12 protein-coding genes and 1 pseudogene are annotated in these 16,492 nt (G+C 37.1%); 2 read left to right on the top strand and 11 right to left on the bottom strand.

The window, feature by feature from the left end; translation table 11 throughout:
• The first annotated feature begins 83 nt into the window (after positions 1 to 83).
• The gene (guaA, locus tag HMPREF9182_RS00625) at positions 84 to 1,640 is read left to right on the top strand and encodes a glutamine-hydrolyzing GMP synthase (protein ID WP_009443188.1); all 1,557 of its coding nucleotides are present in this window, start codon (positions 84 to 86) and stop codon (positions 1,638 to 1,640) included.
• A gap of 90 nt (positions 1,641 to 1,730) precedes the next feature.
• A complete protein-coding gene (locus HMPREF9182_RS00620) occupies positions 1,731 to 2,363 on the top strand; it encodes a MunI family type II restriction endonuclease (RefSeq protein ID WP_009443276.1) in 633 nt (210 codons plus the stop codon).
• A gap of 27 nt (positions 2,364 to 2,390) precedes the next feature.
• Here HMPREF9182_RS00620 and HMPREF9182_RS00615 read toward each other — a convergent pair whose 3' ends face one another.
• From HMPREF9182_RS00615 to HMPREF9182_RS00570, 11 genes and pseudogenes are all read right to left on the bottom strand, one after another.
• Positions 2,391 to 2,975 (bottom strand): MT-A70 family methyltransferase, encoded by a 585-nt coding sequence (locus HMPREF9182_RS00615; protein ID WP_255263269.1) that lies wholly within the window; start codon positions 2,973 to 2,975, stop codon positions 2,391 to 2,393.
• Between the two features lie 166 nt (positions 2,976 to 3,141).
• Complete coding sequence (locus tag HMPREF9182_RS00610) at positions 3,142 to 3,858, bottom strand: site-specific integrase (protein WP_050792348.1); 717 nt, start codon at positions 3,856 to 3,858, stop codon at positions 3,142 to 3,144.
• Positions 3,836 to 4,204: a hypothetical protein gene (locus HMPREF9182_RS09555; RefSeq protein ID WP_009754704.1), complete on the bottom strand. Its 369-nt coding sequence runs from the start codon at positions 4,202 to 4,204 to the stop codon at positions 3,836 to 3,838. The genes HMPREF9182_RS00610 and HMPREF9182_RS09555 overlap by 23 nt, the downstream gene beginning before the upstream one ends.
• A 164-nt stretch (positions 4,205 to 4,368) precedes the next feature.
• Positions 4,369 to 5,652, bottom strand: a complete 1,284-nt coding sequence (locus HMPREF9182_RS00605; protein WP_009754509.1) for an FtsK/SpoIIIE domain-containing protein — start codon at positions 5,650 to 5,652, stop codon at positions 4,369 to 4,371.
• A complete protein-coding gene (locus tag HMPREF9182_RS00600) occupies positions 5,642 to 5,989 on the bottom strand; it encodes a hypothetical protein (protein ID WP_009443304.1) in 348 nt (115 codons plus the stop codon). Before HMPREF9182_RS00600 ends, HMPREF9182_RS00605 begins: the two co-directional genes overlap by 11 nt.
• 116 nt (positions 5,990 to 6,105) lie before the next feature.
• Positions 6,106 to 6,480: a hypothetical protein gene (locus tag HMPREF9182_RS00595; protein ID WP_009443911.1), complete on the bottom strand. Its 375-nt coding sequence runs from the start codon at positions 6,478 to 6,480 to the stop codon at positions 6,106 to 6,108.
• 680 nt (positions 6,481 to 7,160) lie between these two features.
• A complete protein-coding gene (locus HMPREF9182_RS00590; RefSeq protein WP_009754357.1) occupies positions 7,161 to 8,009 on the bottom strand; it encodes an alpha/beta hydrolase in 849 nt (282 codons plus the stop codon).
• Positions 8,010 to 8,135: 126 nt separating this feature from the next.
• Positions 8,136 to 8,273, bottom strand: coding sequence for a hypothetical protein (locus HMPREF9182_RS11045; protein ID WP_303659935.1), 138 nt, complete (start codon positions 8,271 to 8,273; stop codon positions 8,136 to 8,138).
• 156 nt (positions 8,274 to 8,429) lie between these two features.
• Positions 8,430 to 14,725: pseudogene (locus HMPREF9182_RS00585) on the bottom strand (CshA/CshB family fibrillar adhesin-related protein); the annotation flags it as partial.
• 190 nt (positions 14,726 to 14,915) lie between these two features.
• Positions 14,916 to 15,518 carry a lysozyme family protein gene (locus tag HMPREF9182_RS00575; protein ID WP_009754894.1) on the bottom strand — a complete coding sequence of 201 codons (603 nt, stop codon included), beginning with the start codon at positions 15,516 to 15,518 and terminating at the stop codon, positions 14,916 to 14,918.
• Positions 15,518 to 16,492 (bottom strand): nucleoid-associated protein, encoded by a 975-nt coding sequence (locus HMPREF9182_RS00570; protein ID WP_009443915.1) that lies wholly within the window; start codon positions 16,490 to 16,492, stop codon positions 15,518 to 15,520. The genes HMPREF9182_RS00575 and HMPREF9182_RS00570 overlap by 1 nt, the downstream gene beginning before the upstream one ends.

Here is a 16,492-nt window from a genome sequence, read left to right as displayed (position 1 = left end):
CAACATTTACTTCATAGCGATGGAAAAAGCCATTTATTTATGTTAAAATAAGTAAAAATATATTCTTTTTGGGAAGGGACAAGATGACTAAATCTGAATTGCAAGATGTTGAAAAAATTATCGTATTAGATTACGGTAGCCAGTATAATCAGCTTATCTCTCGTCGAATTCGTGAGATTGGTGTTTATTCAGAATTAAAAAGCAACAAAATCACTGCCTCAGAAGTTCGTGAGATAAATCCTGTCGGAATTATTCTATCAGGTGGCCCAAATTCTGTTTATGAAGAAGGTTCTTTTGATATTGATCCTGATATTTTTGAGCTAGGTATTCCTATTTTGGGAATTTGCTATGGTATGCAGTTGTTGACCCATAAACTGGGAGGAAAAGTTGTACCAGCTGGTGATACAGGAAACCGTGAGTATGGCCAATCAACATTGAATCGCACTTCATCTCCTCTTTTTGAGGGTACACCTGAGAAACAGCTTGTTTTGATGAGTCATGGAGATGCAGTAACTGAAATCCCTGCAGACTTTATCCGCACCGGCACTTCTGCTGACTGTCCTTTTGCTGCGATTGAACATTCAGAAAAAAGAATTTATGGTATCCAATTCCATCCTGAAGTACGTCATTCCGAGTTTGGATATGAAATTTTACGCAATTTTGCTCTAAATATTTGTGGTGCAAAAGGCGATTGGTCAATGGACAACTTTATTGACATGCAAATCAAGAAAATCCGCGAAACAGTTGGAGACAAGCGAGTTCTTCTAGGCTTATCTGGAGGTGTGGATTCTTCTGTTGTTGGAGTTCTTTTACAAAAAGCGATTGGCGATCAATTGATTTGTATTTTTGTTGACCACGGGCTTTTACGTAAGGGCGAAGCTGATCAGGTAATGGATATGCTAGGTGGCAAGTTTGGTCTCAATATCGTCAAGGCTGATGCAGCCAAGCGTTTTCTTGATAAACTTGCTGGAGTATCAGATCCCGAGCAAAAACGTAAAATTATTGGGAATGAGTTTGTTTATGTCTTTGACGATGAAGCAAGTAAGCTTAAAGATGTAAAATTCCTAGCACAAGGAACACTTTATACTGATGTTATCGAGTCCGGAACTGATACAGCTCAAACAATTAAATCTCACCACAATGTCGGTGGTCTACCCGAGGATATGCAATTTGAGCTAATTGAGCCACTCAATACTCTCTATAAAGATGAAGTTCGTGCTTTAGGTACTGAGCTTGGCATGCCAGATCATATTGTATGGCGACAACCATTTCCTGGTCCAGGACTTGCAATCCGTGTCATGGGCGAAATCACAGAGGAAAAATTAGAAACAGTCCGTGAATCAGATGCCATCCTTCGTGAGGAGATTGCTAAAGCAGGGCTTGATCGAGATATATGGCAATATTTTACCGTCAACACTGGCGTTCGCTCGGTCGGAGTTATGGGAGATGGCCGAACTTATGATTATACAATCGCGATACGTGCTATTACTTCCATTGATGGTATGACAGCTGACTTTGCCAAAATTCCTTGGGAAGTCTTACAAAAAATCTCTGTCCGTATTGTTAATGAAGTTGATCATGTTAATCGCATTGTCTATGATATTACTAGCAAACCACCTGCAACTGTTGAGTGGGAATAACAAATGTTATAATAAAAAAGCTTTGAAATTAGTGTTTCAGAGCCTTTATAAGAATAATCGCAAACAATTTGCAAACAAAGGGAGAATTAAATGGCTACAAACGAATTAAGAAAAAGAGCCAACTGGCAGACTGTAAGTGGTGCTGCAGCATTAGATGCAGAATCTAAATTTCATTTAGCTCTTCAATCAGCATTAGATGAAGTTTATCCAAATAAATTTCTTGTAGATAGACATCCAAAAGAATTTGGAGACATTTATTCTAAATATGGATTACCTCAAGAAGTTTTGGAAGAAATTTATAATATTGATGTTACAGAAATTAAACGTAATGGAAAGCCAAGATATTCTTGGGGAATCAGTATGGATTTTGCCATTAGAAATTTAGAAAATGGAAAAATTTTATTTGGAGAAATTAAAAGACAAGATGGATGGATTGAAGGAACGAAAAGCTCCGCTGGTAGAGGAAACGCACATGAACGGAGCACTAAATATTTTACACCAGGTTTATCTAGAGCCATACGCCAGTTAAGTAATTTATCTGAAGAAATTTTACCTTTTTGGATTGTATACATTGGGGATATAACACGTGACCCTAAGAGAAATAGAGAAATTGCATTCTGGTTTCAAGAGTATACTAAAAATTACTTTATGTGGAGAGATACAGATAATGTCGCTTCTTTACTAGATTTTTTCGAAAATAATTTATTACCATATCTACTATAAGAATAAAGCAGTTGCAAAACAACTGCTTTATTTCTTATCTATTTCATGTTGTGATAGAATTTCAATTTTTGATTCAGGAATTTCTAACCCCCAGTTATCCCAACCTATAAAGTTTTTTCTAGCGAATAACTCTATCTTCTTTTGTTCTGGAAACATTCTTGTAATTCCATCGATAATTTCTTCAGGTTTTTCACTATGTTTCCCCCTTTTGAGTGAAACCAACTGTCGTACATTTCTTGCTCCTCTTGGGGTTGGGAACTTTCCTCTTTTAAACGCAAGAACAAATTCTGTTTGTGATAAGGTATACCGTCCAGGATTGTGGATTTGTTTGTCCCAAACGAATGCCACTGTCTTATATTCAAATCCCCAGGCTTCTCCCAATTTTATGGAATTAGCCATTTGTGGACCAGTAGTCCACATAAACAAAATACAATCGTCAGCAGCAATTGACTTAACATCTAGTTCCATTAATTGTTTTAATTTAACAGTTGGATATTTAAAATTTGCCGCACTGATAAATATATTTTTTTCAAACCCTACATTTTCAGCCTTAATTGTAGTTTTATCATACTGCATTTTTCCTCCGTAATCCCATGGCGGATCTGCATATATTACATCGTATTTTTCTTTTGGTAGTTTAGGATAAAATTCGTCTAATGGGTTAATTTTATTTTTTCGTTTTGCTTCTTTACTATAGATAGAATAAGCAGTAATTTCTTTTTTTCCATAGTTCCTCCTTTTGTATTTAACTTACCTATTGTAACATAAAATGTGAATTCTATAAATCTTTAGTGTATTGATTTTTTATATGTCGTCTTTTTACAACCGTTTTTTCTAAATTTAGAACATTATTCAATTTATTTGCTACCTCTCTATTCATATTCGGATATAAGTGTCCATAAGTTCCTAGTGTTGTCTTTATATCTTCATGCCCCAATCTATCACGAATCACAAGAGCGTTCTCTCCTAATGAAATTAAAAGACTTGCATGAGAATGCCTCAAAGCGTGTGTCTTAATCCTATGTACTCCTGCTAGTTTTGAATGCCGGGTTATAATATGACTAGTTGCACTCTTATTAGTCGGCAACCCGTTATATGAAAAAACAAAATCTGTGACAATATTATTTTTTTGGATTGACTGCCATTCCATCAAATATTTTGTAGTTGTATCATCAAGTGCAATCTGTCTATTACTAGCTAATGTTTTAGGCTCGGTAATATAAAACTCTTTTGAAGTCTTATAGTACATATTTTTACTTATATTCAAAGTCTTTTCTTTGAAATTTATATCTGCCCAATTTAGAGCTTGTGCCTCCCCAATTCGTAAACCAGTCATAAATAGAGTATAGATAAGAGTAAAAGCAAATCTATCATAATAATCATTCAAATCAAATGTCGAAAATACTTTTTCTGCTTCTTCTTTAGTCCAAAAATCTACTTTCTTTCTTATTTTTTTTACATTCCCAACCTGTTTAGCAATATTTTTCTGAATCAAACCCAATTTTATAGCAAGATCTAAACTCTTTTGAAAAAGTCTTGGTATCTCTGAATGTTAAAGTTGCCCAAAGTTCATTTTTATGTCCTGAAAAATTTGCATTTATTAGATACCTTATCTTTTTCATTGTCTGCTTTATTGAGTTTTCATTTTGATTTCTTGTTTCAGCGTGTTCATAATATTTAATTTCTCCTGTAGATTTTATAACATATCGATCAGAATCAATTTTCAAGATATTATTTACTCTATTGGATTTTTGTAAATACTGTACCTCGTAAATATCATTCATAAAGGTAACAGTAACAAAATCATCAGGTCGAATTGAAAAATCCTTGCTATCATTCATTTAGAAACCTCGCTTTTGATTTTTCAAAATTCTCTTATTGTTTAATTAAAAACAAGCCAATTATCAAAAATCGTTCCGATTTTTGAAGACCCTAAAAAGTTATTGATGGTCGCTCCGCTCAAATGCTTAAGACATTTGCTCATCAACAACTTTTTAGAGTGCCATTAGGACATATTTTCTAGTATAGCCTTATCCAAAACATTCAAATAATCCATACTATTTTGTGGTAATAAAGGAGCTTCAAAATAGACTGGTTTTTTATGTTTAGAATCAATCATGATATACCCAGCACCTATTTCTTTCACACTCTGAAATTCAGCATCAGTATTTCCAAAAAGCATCCTTCTCCCGTCACTTGTCATATCAGCCATACCGATACGAATACTAAACTGATCTCTTTGGTGACCAGTTAAGCCATTATTTGAATTAGAAGATATATCTGGTCGTTGCATAATCAATACTATCTCTATCCCCACCATTCGCCCTTTTAGAAGTAAGTTATTAAAGTAACTAGTTATTTCTTTAGCTACTTTAGGATTAGCAACAGATAGGACAGCCGAAAATTCATCAATTATAACCACTAAAGGTTTAGCATTGTCAATATCTGTCCAAGTTTTGCCAAAAGAGTGCTCGTCATCACTAAACCATTCAGAATACCTACGTTCCATTTCATCATTAACTTCTCTTAGTAGTCGTGCTATTTCATTATCTGATACAGCAAGATTTTGTACCTTTCCATATTTCTTCAAGTCAATTCTTCGACAAATGATAGCTAAATCTGCCGATTTTGGGTCACATACATATATATCACAGCCTCCACCTTTACCTTTTATCCTTAAATAATCAAGTATTAACATACTTACAAGGTAGGTCTTGCCAGAACTAGTCGAACCACATATTAAAGTATGACAAGGTTTGGAGAACTCCCATGAAATTTTTTCTGTTAACTTAATAGTGTTATTTAGGACTTCTCGTGAAGAAAAATCTAACCTATTATTAGGAAAACGGTCAAATATATACTCACAATAAGTATTATTATTTACAATGTCCTGCAAAGGTAAATCTAGTATAGCTTGAAAGTGATTTGCAAATTGACTAGATTTATTAGTGAATATGTCAGCATTTTTTTTGAAGCGAATAAGAATTTGCTCATCAGTAACTAAATATCCAACTTCTGCCGATATATCGCTACTATATAGACTATTATGAACAAGAAATTGCTTGATTTTATAGTCCAGACTAGCTTTGTATTTATAAAAGACATATCCCACGCATAGAAAAACTATTGTAGCCAAGAACAAGGTCATAATGAGAAAATCCGATTTCATTATAAACTGCCCAATTAAAACGAAAATCAGCCCAAAAGTCATAATTTGTAAAATTCTTTTCCTTAAAATAATAGGAGGCTTAGTAAATGCACTTACCATTTTATAATTTCTATTTTTCATCATCTACCACCTCAATCCCTTCTGCTTTGAAAGAACAAGCCACATATTTGTAATTATCTCCTGCAACATAAACACTACCTGTTAGTTTCAAAAATTCAACTAAACAATTCTGAGGAATGGCTTTTGAATCTTGGAAAAGAGGTTTAGAGTGCTCAATCTTTACATTAAAGCGTTCAAACTGTTTTTCAATAGCTACGCACTCATACGAGTAACCAGCAACTGTTTCTGTTTTTCTACGTTTTCCATTTTCATCTATATAAAGAAAATAGGGTTTTTGGCTGACAAGGATTTTTGCTCCACCTACTGTTTCTTCTGCATTTAAAATTGGTCTAATCATTGTTAGTCCTCCTTTGTTTATTCTAAAGTGTCGTGATTACTTCACGTCGCTATTATAAAATAAAGTGTCGTGTTTTGTCAACACATAAATTTAAAATAAAAAAATAGGCTAAAAGCCTAAATTTTTCCACGGCGTACCAAAAGAGAACCCCTCACTATCATTCTAATAACAAATGAAGTAGTTACATAACTTGTTTCTGTATATTGAGGTAAAATCTTCTTCAATTCAGCAATACCATCAATAGTGGTTTGATTTACTTGCAAATCAGTTCGAGTTTTTGGTGCACTTCGTTCTTCAACTTGAGAGCCAAATTTTAAGACTTTGTCCCAGTTTTGTTCAGCAGTAATTTTTTTAGAATCTAAGTATGCTTGATTAACGACAAAACCATTGGTAAGACGAAGATTGTCAAATTCTCCAGTTGCTTTAATTTCTTCTTTGAGAGCATCAATGCTATCTCTTGTTTCTATTGCAAGTCTAACAGCTAATCTCACTATATCACCACCTATAATAATTACTGATACTATTATACAAAAAATATTGTGTTTTTTCTACACATTCTTTTGCAAGTCTGCAAACAATTTGCAAACAACACAAATCAATTCTAACAATTTCATGTCAACTTAATAAACAAAAAAGCGATATTCTAGCTTATATCAAACCTTATTTATTGAGCGAACAATAGAGTGGGAATAAAATGATTTAATTTAAAAAAACTCAGAAATTAGTAATTTCTGAGTTTTTTAGTTATAGGCAAATAAATCTAAAAATACTCTATTCAACTTTATACATCAAGCTATCAATAAAAATATCGAAAGATTTAATTACCAAATAAGCTTTTTTTAAAATGCCTGTTGCCATTGTTTTGATAGACTTAGTATCGATATTTAATGATAAACCTAGTAGATCTAAAGTTTGTGATTTTTGACTATCATCTAGCAAATACACCAAAACGTATTCTGGTTGAATATAAGATTACTCAATGCCCTTTTAAACGCTTGTATCTGCAAATCTATTAAACAATATGAACAAGTAGTTTAAATTATAACCACCGTCAATATTGCTTTCTTGCATTAAGTTTTACCATAAAATTCTTCAGAGAACAGCCATATAAAAATAGTACATAAAGCCAAAGCTTTTCTTATAAAGGATGTAGATCAGATTTTTTGCTTTTTTATTTTGCCCAAAGAAAATTTATCAATGCTTTATCAACTTCAGGATTTTCGTGTAACAAGCTATGTTTAGCAAGTTTTCCTGTAAATTGCTTTTCTTGGTATGATTTGGCATTTTCAAACAATAAATACTTCAAGGTCTTGGAAGAGCTATTTAGAACACTGCCGTCTGACTGATTTTTGTAATCTCCATATATATTTAAAACATCTACTTGATTTTGTGGAAATATTTCACGCAAGCCTAGTAATTTTGTATATGATTGGCTCATTTTATTTGGTTGACCGGTTTCAAGATTCATTATTGTCATCCCATCAGGCATATCCATTCCTTCAATCCCATTTACATGATTTGCGATATGAACTTGCTTCTGAATTTGAGGAAGTGTCTCATCTTTTCCATACTCTAATAAATAAAACAGAATTGACATATTCCCCATAGAGTGGCCTACCATATTCATTTTTTGAAAACCATACATTTGCTGGAGTTTTGTTACTACCTTTTTAGCATATTCTGCATCTTGCTGATAGTCTGGATTACGATTGTCTTCATATTGCACTTTTATAATTGGATTTATAGTATTTTTAGGAATTTTTCCAATCAAATCTACCTGCCCATTCCTATTAACTGTGGCTTGAATAATTGTTTTTGTTACTCCTGCTTTTCGAGCTGCTTCAGTCATATGCTTTTCTGCCCTAGCACTTGAACCATAACCATGAAAAAATAAAGTCGGAATAGTAGATTGAGTATATTTTTCACTATTCAGGTGTGTTTCATTTTTAGATATACTGTATACAAATCCTACTATGATTACTAGAAACATGGTTATCAAAATATAGTATTTCTTTTTCATACATACTCTCTTTCTATCTATAATACTGCAGTAAATTATATCATCTATTTTACATGGATACAAGAGACTAAAGTTTGTGAAACACAAAAAGAGTGTATACACACTCTTTTTGTAGAAAGAAATTTTCTATTCTTCTTTTTTATCTTTCTTAACTAAAGATAAAAGAAGTAAGCTTCCAAGGGTTGCAAGGAGTTGTCCTCCTAGTAAATCATTATTTTTGCTTCCTGTATTTGGAAGTTTTGCGTTTTTATCTTTTGGATTGATAAATGAAATTTCCTCTTTATGTTCTCTGGTCTTATCCGAAATTGTTGGCTTGATTGATTCATTATAATCAAGTGGTTTTGTCGGTTTTTTAGGCTTGCTTGGTGTTGCTGGATCAACTGGAACAACAGGAACAACCGGCGCAAGTCTATCTACAACTTTCGGTTTATAAGTCGCAGAAATGGTATTGCCGTTACGATCTTTACGGATTACAGTTACGCCACTAGCTTCTCCAACAAAATGAGCTTCTGGAGTAAAGGTCACGGTGCCATCTATCGCAATTGTATATTTCCCTTCTCCGTCCACAATTTTTTCTGTTGTGCCATCATCAAATGTTGGAATCACTGAAGTGTCTACATCACCATTAAACACTGGCTTACCACTTTGTTGCTCACCTCTTGTTCCTTGTGAGATAACATTTTCTGTCGTTGTTTCGCCAAGAACAGTCGGTGTATAAGTCGCTTTAACTTCATTGCCGTAAATATCTAAACGTTTAATAATGACACCTGTAGCAGTACCAACAAAGTTAGTATCTGGTGTAAAAGTGACAGTTCCATCAGGTGCAATAGTGTAAGTACCTTGACCAGGGACAGTTTTAGTCGTTGTACCATCTTCAAAAGTCGGCGGAACTGTTTCATCAATTGAACCTTCAAAGGTTGGTTTGCCATTTTGCGCTTCACCTTTGCGACCGCTTGATGATTGATCGTGGCTAATTGAAGTATCAACAACAGTTGGTGTATATGTTGCAGAAACAGATGTTCCATTAGTATCTTTACGAACAACAGTTACACTTGTAGCTTGACCAACAAAATTAGCATCCGGAGTAAAGGTTACCGTACCATCTTCAGATAAAGTATATGTTCCTTCACCTGGGATGGTTTTTTCCGTTGTACCGTCTTCAAATACCGGTCTTACAGAACTATCAATCGGAACAAGTGGATTACCAGCCTCAAAAATCGGTTTAGCTGTTTGAACTTTACCTTTAATATTTGTAGAAGTTGCATCTGTTCCTGTCGGTGTTACCTTGGTTACCGTAGGTTTATAAGTCGCTGTTACTTCTGTACCGTTCTTATCAACACGTTTCACCGTTACTGGATCTGGTGTGCCTACAAACTGTTTCTCAGGAGTAAAGGTAATAGTTCCATCAGAATTGATCTTGTATTCACCTACTCCTTGGACTGTCTTCGTAGCTTGTCCATTTTCAAAGGTCATTGGTGTATCCAAATCAATTGGAACAGCCTGATCGCCTGGGGTGAAGTTTGGCTTACCACTTTGTGGCTGTCCTTGAAGACCTGTTGACTCAGCGTTTGTGCTGGTTGGAGTAACTTTCTCAACCTTCACTGTGTACTTCGCTGTAACTGGGGTTCCATTTTTATCGTAGCGTTTGACTGTGACTGCATCAGGTGTACCTACAAACTGTTTCTCAGGGGTGAAGGTCACTGTGCCGTCTGATGCCACTTCAAAGGTTCCTACTTGGGGAACTACTTTTCTTCTTGTACCATCATCAAAAGTAGCTGGAGTATCATTATCCATTGGTACTGCTGAATGGCCCTCTGTAAAGGTTGGAGTTCCTGTTTGGACTTGACCTTGCTTACCTGTTGTCGATGTATCTATTCCTGTTGGAACGACTTCTCTAACGACTGCTTGGTACTTAACTGTAACTGGTGTACCGTTGGCATCCACGCGAGTTAATTCAAGTTCTGGTGTTTCGCCTTTGAACTGTTTGTTTGGTGTGAAGGTTACATTGCCATCGGCATCCACTTCAAATTTACCAACATTTGGTACTTCTTTAACAGTAGTACCATTGTCGAACAATGGAGTCGAACCTGCTGGGAATGGAACAGAGGCATGTCCTGGAGTGAAGCTTACTTTACCTGTTTGGACCTGACCTTGAAGGCCTGATGTTTTGTTTCCTGTTCCTGTCGGTGTTACCTTAGTTACCGTAGGTTTATAAGTCGCCGTTACTTCTGTACCATTCTTATCAACACGTTTCACCGTTACTGGATCTGGTGTGCCTACAAATTGCTTCTCAGGAGTAAAGGTAATAGTTCCATCAGAATTGATCTTGTATTCCCCTACTCCTTGGACTGTCTTCGTAGCTTGTCCGTTTTCAAAGGTCATTGGTGCATCCAAATCAATTGGAACAGCCTGATCACCTGGGGTGAAGGTTGGCTTACCACTTTGTGGCTGTCCTTGAAGACCTGTTGACTCAGCGTTTGTGCTGGTTGGAGTGACTTTGGTAAAGCTAGGTGTATAAGTCGCCGTTACTTCTGTACCATTTTTATCAACACGTTTTACTGTTACTGGAGTAGGCGTACCTACAAATTGTTTCTCAGGTGTGAAGGTTACAGTACCATCTGAAGAAATCGTATATGTACCTTGATTTGGTATAATCTTCGTTTTAGTACCATCATCAAAGACCGGATCAATACTTTCATCGATTGGCACAAGAGCATCTCCACCCTCAAAGCTTGGTTTGCCTGTTTGTGCAACACCTTGTGGTCCAGTACTTGTCACACCTGTTCCTGTCGGTGTTACCTTGGTTACTGTTGGTTTATAAGTTGCTGTTACTTCTGTACCATTCTTATCTACACGTTTCACCGTTACTGGATCTGGTGTACCTACAAATTGTTTCTCAGGGGTAAAGGTAATAGTTCCATCAGAATTGATCTTATATTCACCTACTCCTTGGACTGTCTTCGTAGCTTGTCCATTTTCAAAGGTCATTGGTACATCCAAATCAATTGGAACTGCCTGATCACCTGGAGTGAAGGTTGGTTTACCACTCTGTGGCTGTCCTTGAAGGCCTGTCGACTCAGCGTTTGTGCTAGTTGGAGTGACTTTCTCAACCTTCACTGTGTACTTCGCTGTAACTGGGGTTCCGTTCTTATCGTAGCGTTTAACAGTGACTGCATCAGGTGTACCTACAAATTGTTTCTCAGGAGTGAAAGTCACTGTACCGTCTGATGCCACTTCAAAGGTTCCTACTTGGGGAACTACTTTTCTTCTTGTACCATCATCAAAAGTAGCTGGAGTATCATTATCCATTGGTACTGCTGAATGACCCTCTGTAAAGGTTGGAGTTCCTGTTTGAACTTGACCTTGCTTACCAGTTGTCGATGTATCTGTTCCTGTCGGAACTACTTCTCTAACGACTGCTTGGTACTTAACTGTAACTGGTGTACCGTTGGCATCCACGCGAGTTAATTCAAGTTCTGGTGTTTCGCCTTTGAACTGTTTGTTTGGTGTGAAGGTTACATTGCCATCGGCATCCACTTCAAATTTACCAACATTTGGTACTTCTTTAACAGTAGTACCATTATCGAACAATGGAGTCGAACCTGCTGGGAATGGAACAGATGCATGTCCTGGAGTAAAGTTTACTTTACCTGTTTGGACTTGACCTTGAAGGCCTGATGTTTTGTTTCCTGTTCCTGTCGGTGTTACCTTAGTTACCGTAGGTTTATAAGTTGCTGTTACTTCTGTACCGTTCTTATCAACACGTTTCACCGTTACTGGATCTGGTGTACCTACAAATTGTTTCTCAGGGGTAAAGGTAATAGTTCCATCAGAATTGATCTTATATTCACCTACTCCTTGGACTGTCTTCGTAGCTTGTCCATTTTCAAAGGTCATTGGTGTATCCAAATCAATTGGAACAGCCTGATCACCTGGGGTGAAGGTTGGTTTACCACTCTGTGGCTGTCCTTGAAGACCTGTTGACTCGGCGTTTGTGCTGGTTGGAGTGACTTTTGTTACTGTTGGTTGGTAACGAGCACGGTGTGCTTTTCCATCAGTATCACTAACTTGAACTACAATTGGATCTGGTGTCCCATAGAAGTTTTTGTTAGGTTTGAAGATTACTTTCCCAGTATTAGGTTCTAGTTCATATGTTCCGACTTGCTGACCGTTGGACCGAGCAGGAACTGTGTTATTTGTTACTGGTTGACCGCTTGCATCCACAAAGGTCGCTGGACGAGTTGCATCCGGAGATACAGGAGTCACATTTGAATCATCATCGTTGAAAATGAGATTTTTGCTTTGTTCCAGACCTTGAAGACCATTAGAATCATAGCTAGGTATCTTACGAACAGTTGGAATATAACGGCCATCCATATTGCTCAAAACATCATTCTTATTTGGATCTTGAGCATTAGTTGATTGCCAATTAGTAGAGCTTCCATTACTATCCTTCCAGCGGATGTTAATTCCCTCTGCAGTTCCAGAAAAAGCGGTATTTGGTGTAAAGGATACTTTGACATCATTACCATTAGTTGTCACCACATAGACACCTTCAGGGCGAATATAGCTTGTTCCATCGGCTGATGGAAGAACATTTCCTTGATTATCCAGAACTTGAGGAGCTTGGGAGCTCATGGTTGTATTAGAGGTATGATCAGATCGGTCAGTTCCCTTCGGTGTGAAGTGAAGATTAGCAGTTTGAGTCTCTCCAGTAAAACCATCTGTGGTTTTCTTTTCTCCTTTTGGAGGATGAATGCGTAGCAAACGCATATCTTCTACTTCACCACTAAAGGCTATTCCTGTCGGTTTCTCAATATCTCCTTCATTAGTAGCAATACGAAAACGCATGCCCAACTTATCAACCTGTCCTCCACTAATCGTCGGGTTGGCCTTAAAAGTCAGAGTGTGGTCGCCTGCAGCAGTAATGGTCTTGACATCACTAGCTTCGTTCTCTTCGAAAATACCATTCTGGTTGAAATCAACCCAAGCCTTAATATGTGCTTTCGGATTCCCGTTTGGACTAGCCTTAACTTTGATCGTATAGCTTCCGTCCTTAGCCTTATCCAAGTTCAAAAGATCGTTGGAGTTAGTTAATTGGTCGTCAGCCAATAATTGAGTCGCACCTTCGTCCGCGATTTCTTTGCGATCATCGGTTACCCAATCATTTGCTGATTCAACATCAATATCCGCTGCAGTTGTTCCTAAATAAGGTTGTTTAATAGTTGCATTGGTCACTGAATCACGAGCAGAAATAGTATGGAAAGCTTTGCCATAACTTTCAGGTGCATCACTACCATCTACTACCAAAAATCCCATCATCATTGCTTGTTGACCTGATGATGCTACATAGAAACCGACTTCAGAAGCTCCACGTGTCATTACTACAGGCACTGTACGTAAGTGAGACAGGTTAGGTCCAAAGACTTGACTACCTAGACCACCTGTTACTGTATCTGGACTCAGATACTTTTCCCAATCGACACTTTTATCTCTTAAAATGACAAGACCGCCGGGAGTTTTTTTATTCTCCTCATCCAGCATCTTTTTAGTGATTACGGTATAGGCTTCTTTGGCGGCGCTATTTTTTTCCATTCACCAAGGTATTCCCATCCTGTTCCATTTGTGGTAAACATGGCAAATTCACCTGGGTTTGCATCTTCACCATCAGCCATAACTACAGTTGGTGCTACACGCTTACCAAGATAGGTAGCTTCAATCTTGAATTTAACTCCCCAGTTAGTTGAATTTTCTGGGTAAACAAGCTGAGTTTTTCGATTCTGAGTATCAAAACCTTGATCACGGATACTTGTCCATTGATTCTGAGCAGAACCTATCACCGCAGGAGGTGTTTTCCCATATTTTGCAGCTGACTTGAGATAGCCATTCTCTGCATTTGGGTTATAGGTATTTTCTGACGGCGTACCTTCAACCCGCTTTTTATAAATTTCAGTTGAGTTAAAAGGTTTAAGTTCTGTGACTGTCAGAGTCACTTCATAGCCTGGTGAAATTTCTTTTTTGAAGGTAGTCCCTACCTTAAGCCCACCATTTCGATCCAAGTTTTCCCAACCTGCTCTATCTGAGAAATCCAACCAAGAAATTTGTCGAGCTAACTGGACGCTGTCTTTCTTAATAGACTCATCCAAACTTGGCTTAGGCACACGTGGTGTAGAAGTTGCATCATCAGCCCCTGCAGAACCAATACCGATTCCGTTATTCGTTTGTCCACCTGATGTAGCATCACGTCTCACACGGCGCGAACGACTAGGCTGGACTGATTCTTTGGTTGCTACTGAATTCGCTACAACTACAGCTGGACTAGTACTCTCTTTTGAAACAGTCGTTGCTTGTGACTCCTCAGCAGTCTTCGTTTCTGTAGGATCGGTAGTTTTCTCAACTTTCTCTGATTCTGAGGCTTTTTGAACAGAATTTTCAGCAGTTTGAGATTTTTCTGTCTCTGTAGCAGGGACTGCACTTTCTGTTTTCGGTGCCTGTTCAGAAGTTGAAGTTACAGCTTCATTAGAACTTACTGATGTTTCTGTTGAATTTGTTTGATTAGATGTGTTTTGAATACTAACTGCAGTAGTTTCATCAGCATTAACTTGTGAAGTTGCTCCTAAAAGAAGCAAAGTAGACAAAAGCACAGAACATACGCCAATGCTTAATTTTCTTATCGAAAACTTACGCAGGTGAGGATTAAATAAATCTTTTCCCATTTAAAAATTCTCCTAGATAATCATTTAATTACAATATTTTTATATATAACATTCTTATTATACAATATTCTGCTTTAAATGGCTATATATAGCTTGACAATTTATAATCGGCTAGTTATTAAGGACAAGAAAATTATAAATAAAAAGCTTAAAAATTAGATCATCAAATTTTTAAGCTAGTATCAAAAAATTAAAACCAATTCATAACTCTCATAATATACATGTTTAGTCTGACCAATCTTGAATAGTAAAAATTACCTCCGTTAATGTATAATTTACTGCCACGAAAGAGAGAAATAGGACTGAGATAGACATAGGTCTTGCCAGTTACATTTCCTAAACTTGGCGCTACCACATCTTTTGAATATTTCTTAGCCAGCTCCAGCGTATTTTCACCGCCGTTTTTAGCTACGTAGTCGATATAGGCTTGTCCAAAATTATAGGCTTGTACTGCTGTCCAAACATCCACTTTTTTCTCGCTGGCTAACTCTAGGTTATCAGATAAGGTCTGGACGCCCTGGCGAATACTTTCTTTATTGTCCGTGATGACATCGGTCTGACCGGTTGCACTTTCACTAGACTGCATGACATCAGAATTTTTTCCCTTGGTTTCTGTATAAATCATGGCCAGTACTAATTCTTCATTGGCCGCAGTGTCCTGCTCGTCCAGCACTTCTCTGACCAAAGTCTGATACTTCATGACCTGCTTGACATCATGATGAACCTGATAAATCTTATAGCCAGCAAAGAGCACGAAAAGGACTAAAATCAGTCTTCTTAGAAATTTAAACATTATTTATTTTGGATATCCTCGATGTTCTTAATCAAAATAGAATAGGTCCCGTTGTCGTTCTGGATAAATTCTACCGACTCTGCGTCCTGATAGATATTATTAGGAACGATGAGCTCAATTCCGTTTGAAAGGGAGAGTTTCTGATTTTCAAACTTTTTCTTCTGACGGCTACTATCAATCTCATCAAACTTGACTGGCTCAGGAATAGTCTCCTTGACTTGGTCGATAAAGGTAAGTCGGGCAGTTAGATTGTTGTCAAAAAGATCATCAGCTAACTTCTCAGGAGATAATTCATCATTTTCTTCCAGATTTTTGAAAATACTGGATTTGACCTTGGACTGGAACTGAAAATCGTCTTTATTAAAGCTTTCGGCAACTTTTTGAGCAGTCTTCTCAAGCGCTTTGATTGATTTCTTAGCTGAGATTGTCGGGTTTACTTGCAAGAGATTGTCAGACATATAATTGAGAAATGTGCCATTGTACTTGATGCGTTTTTCAATCAGATGGTACTTGCGAGATTTGAGATTGATGACCAAAGCCTCGTCTGCGCCTGTACCAAAGCCAGGTAGATTGTTCTGGGTCAGCTTGATAGGATTGTCCACCTCGCCGCCCAAGTGGGTAAGAGTTTCCCGCAGAGCAATCCGCAGAAAAGCAAAGTGCTCCACACCTTCTTTGTCAAACTGAACAAAAATCAGATCATTGGTTTTCTGATTTTCACTGACTGAAAACTCCTCCTGCCAGAGCTTGGCAATTGTCACTGACGTTTCCAGTAGGTCGTCTGAAAGCTGGGCTAAAAAGACGTTTTCAGGATCGAAAACACCTGTTTTAGCATCGTCAGAATAGACTCGCTCGATTTTCTTGCGCAGGTATTCTTCAATCTTGGGAGTGATGTTGAGTAATTTATCCGCCAACAGCAGTTCGGTGTCAGCTGGACTGAATTGATGAATAATCGCTTTTTTTACGTAAATATCCAT

Origin of the sequence: Streptococcus sp. oral taxon 056 str. F0418 (assembly GCF_000220065.1) — a bacterium.
Taxonomy (GTDB): Bacteria; Bacillota; Bacilli; order Lactobacillales; family Streptococcaceae; genus Streptococcus.
This window is presented reverse-complemented; position numbering and strand designations above follow the sequence as displayed.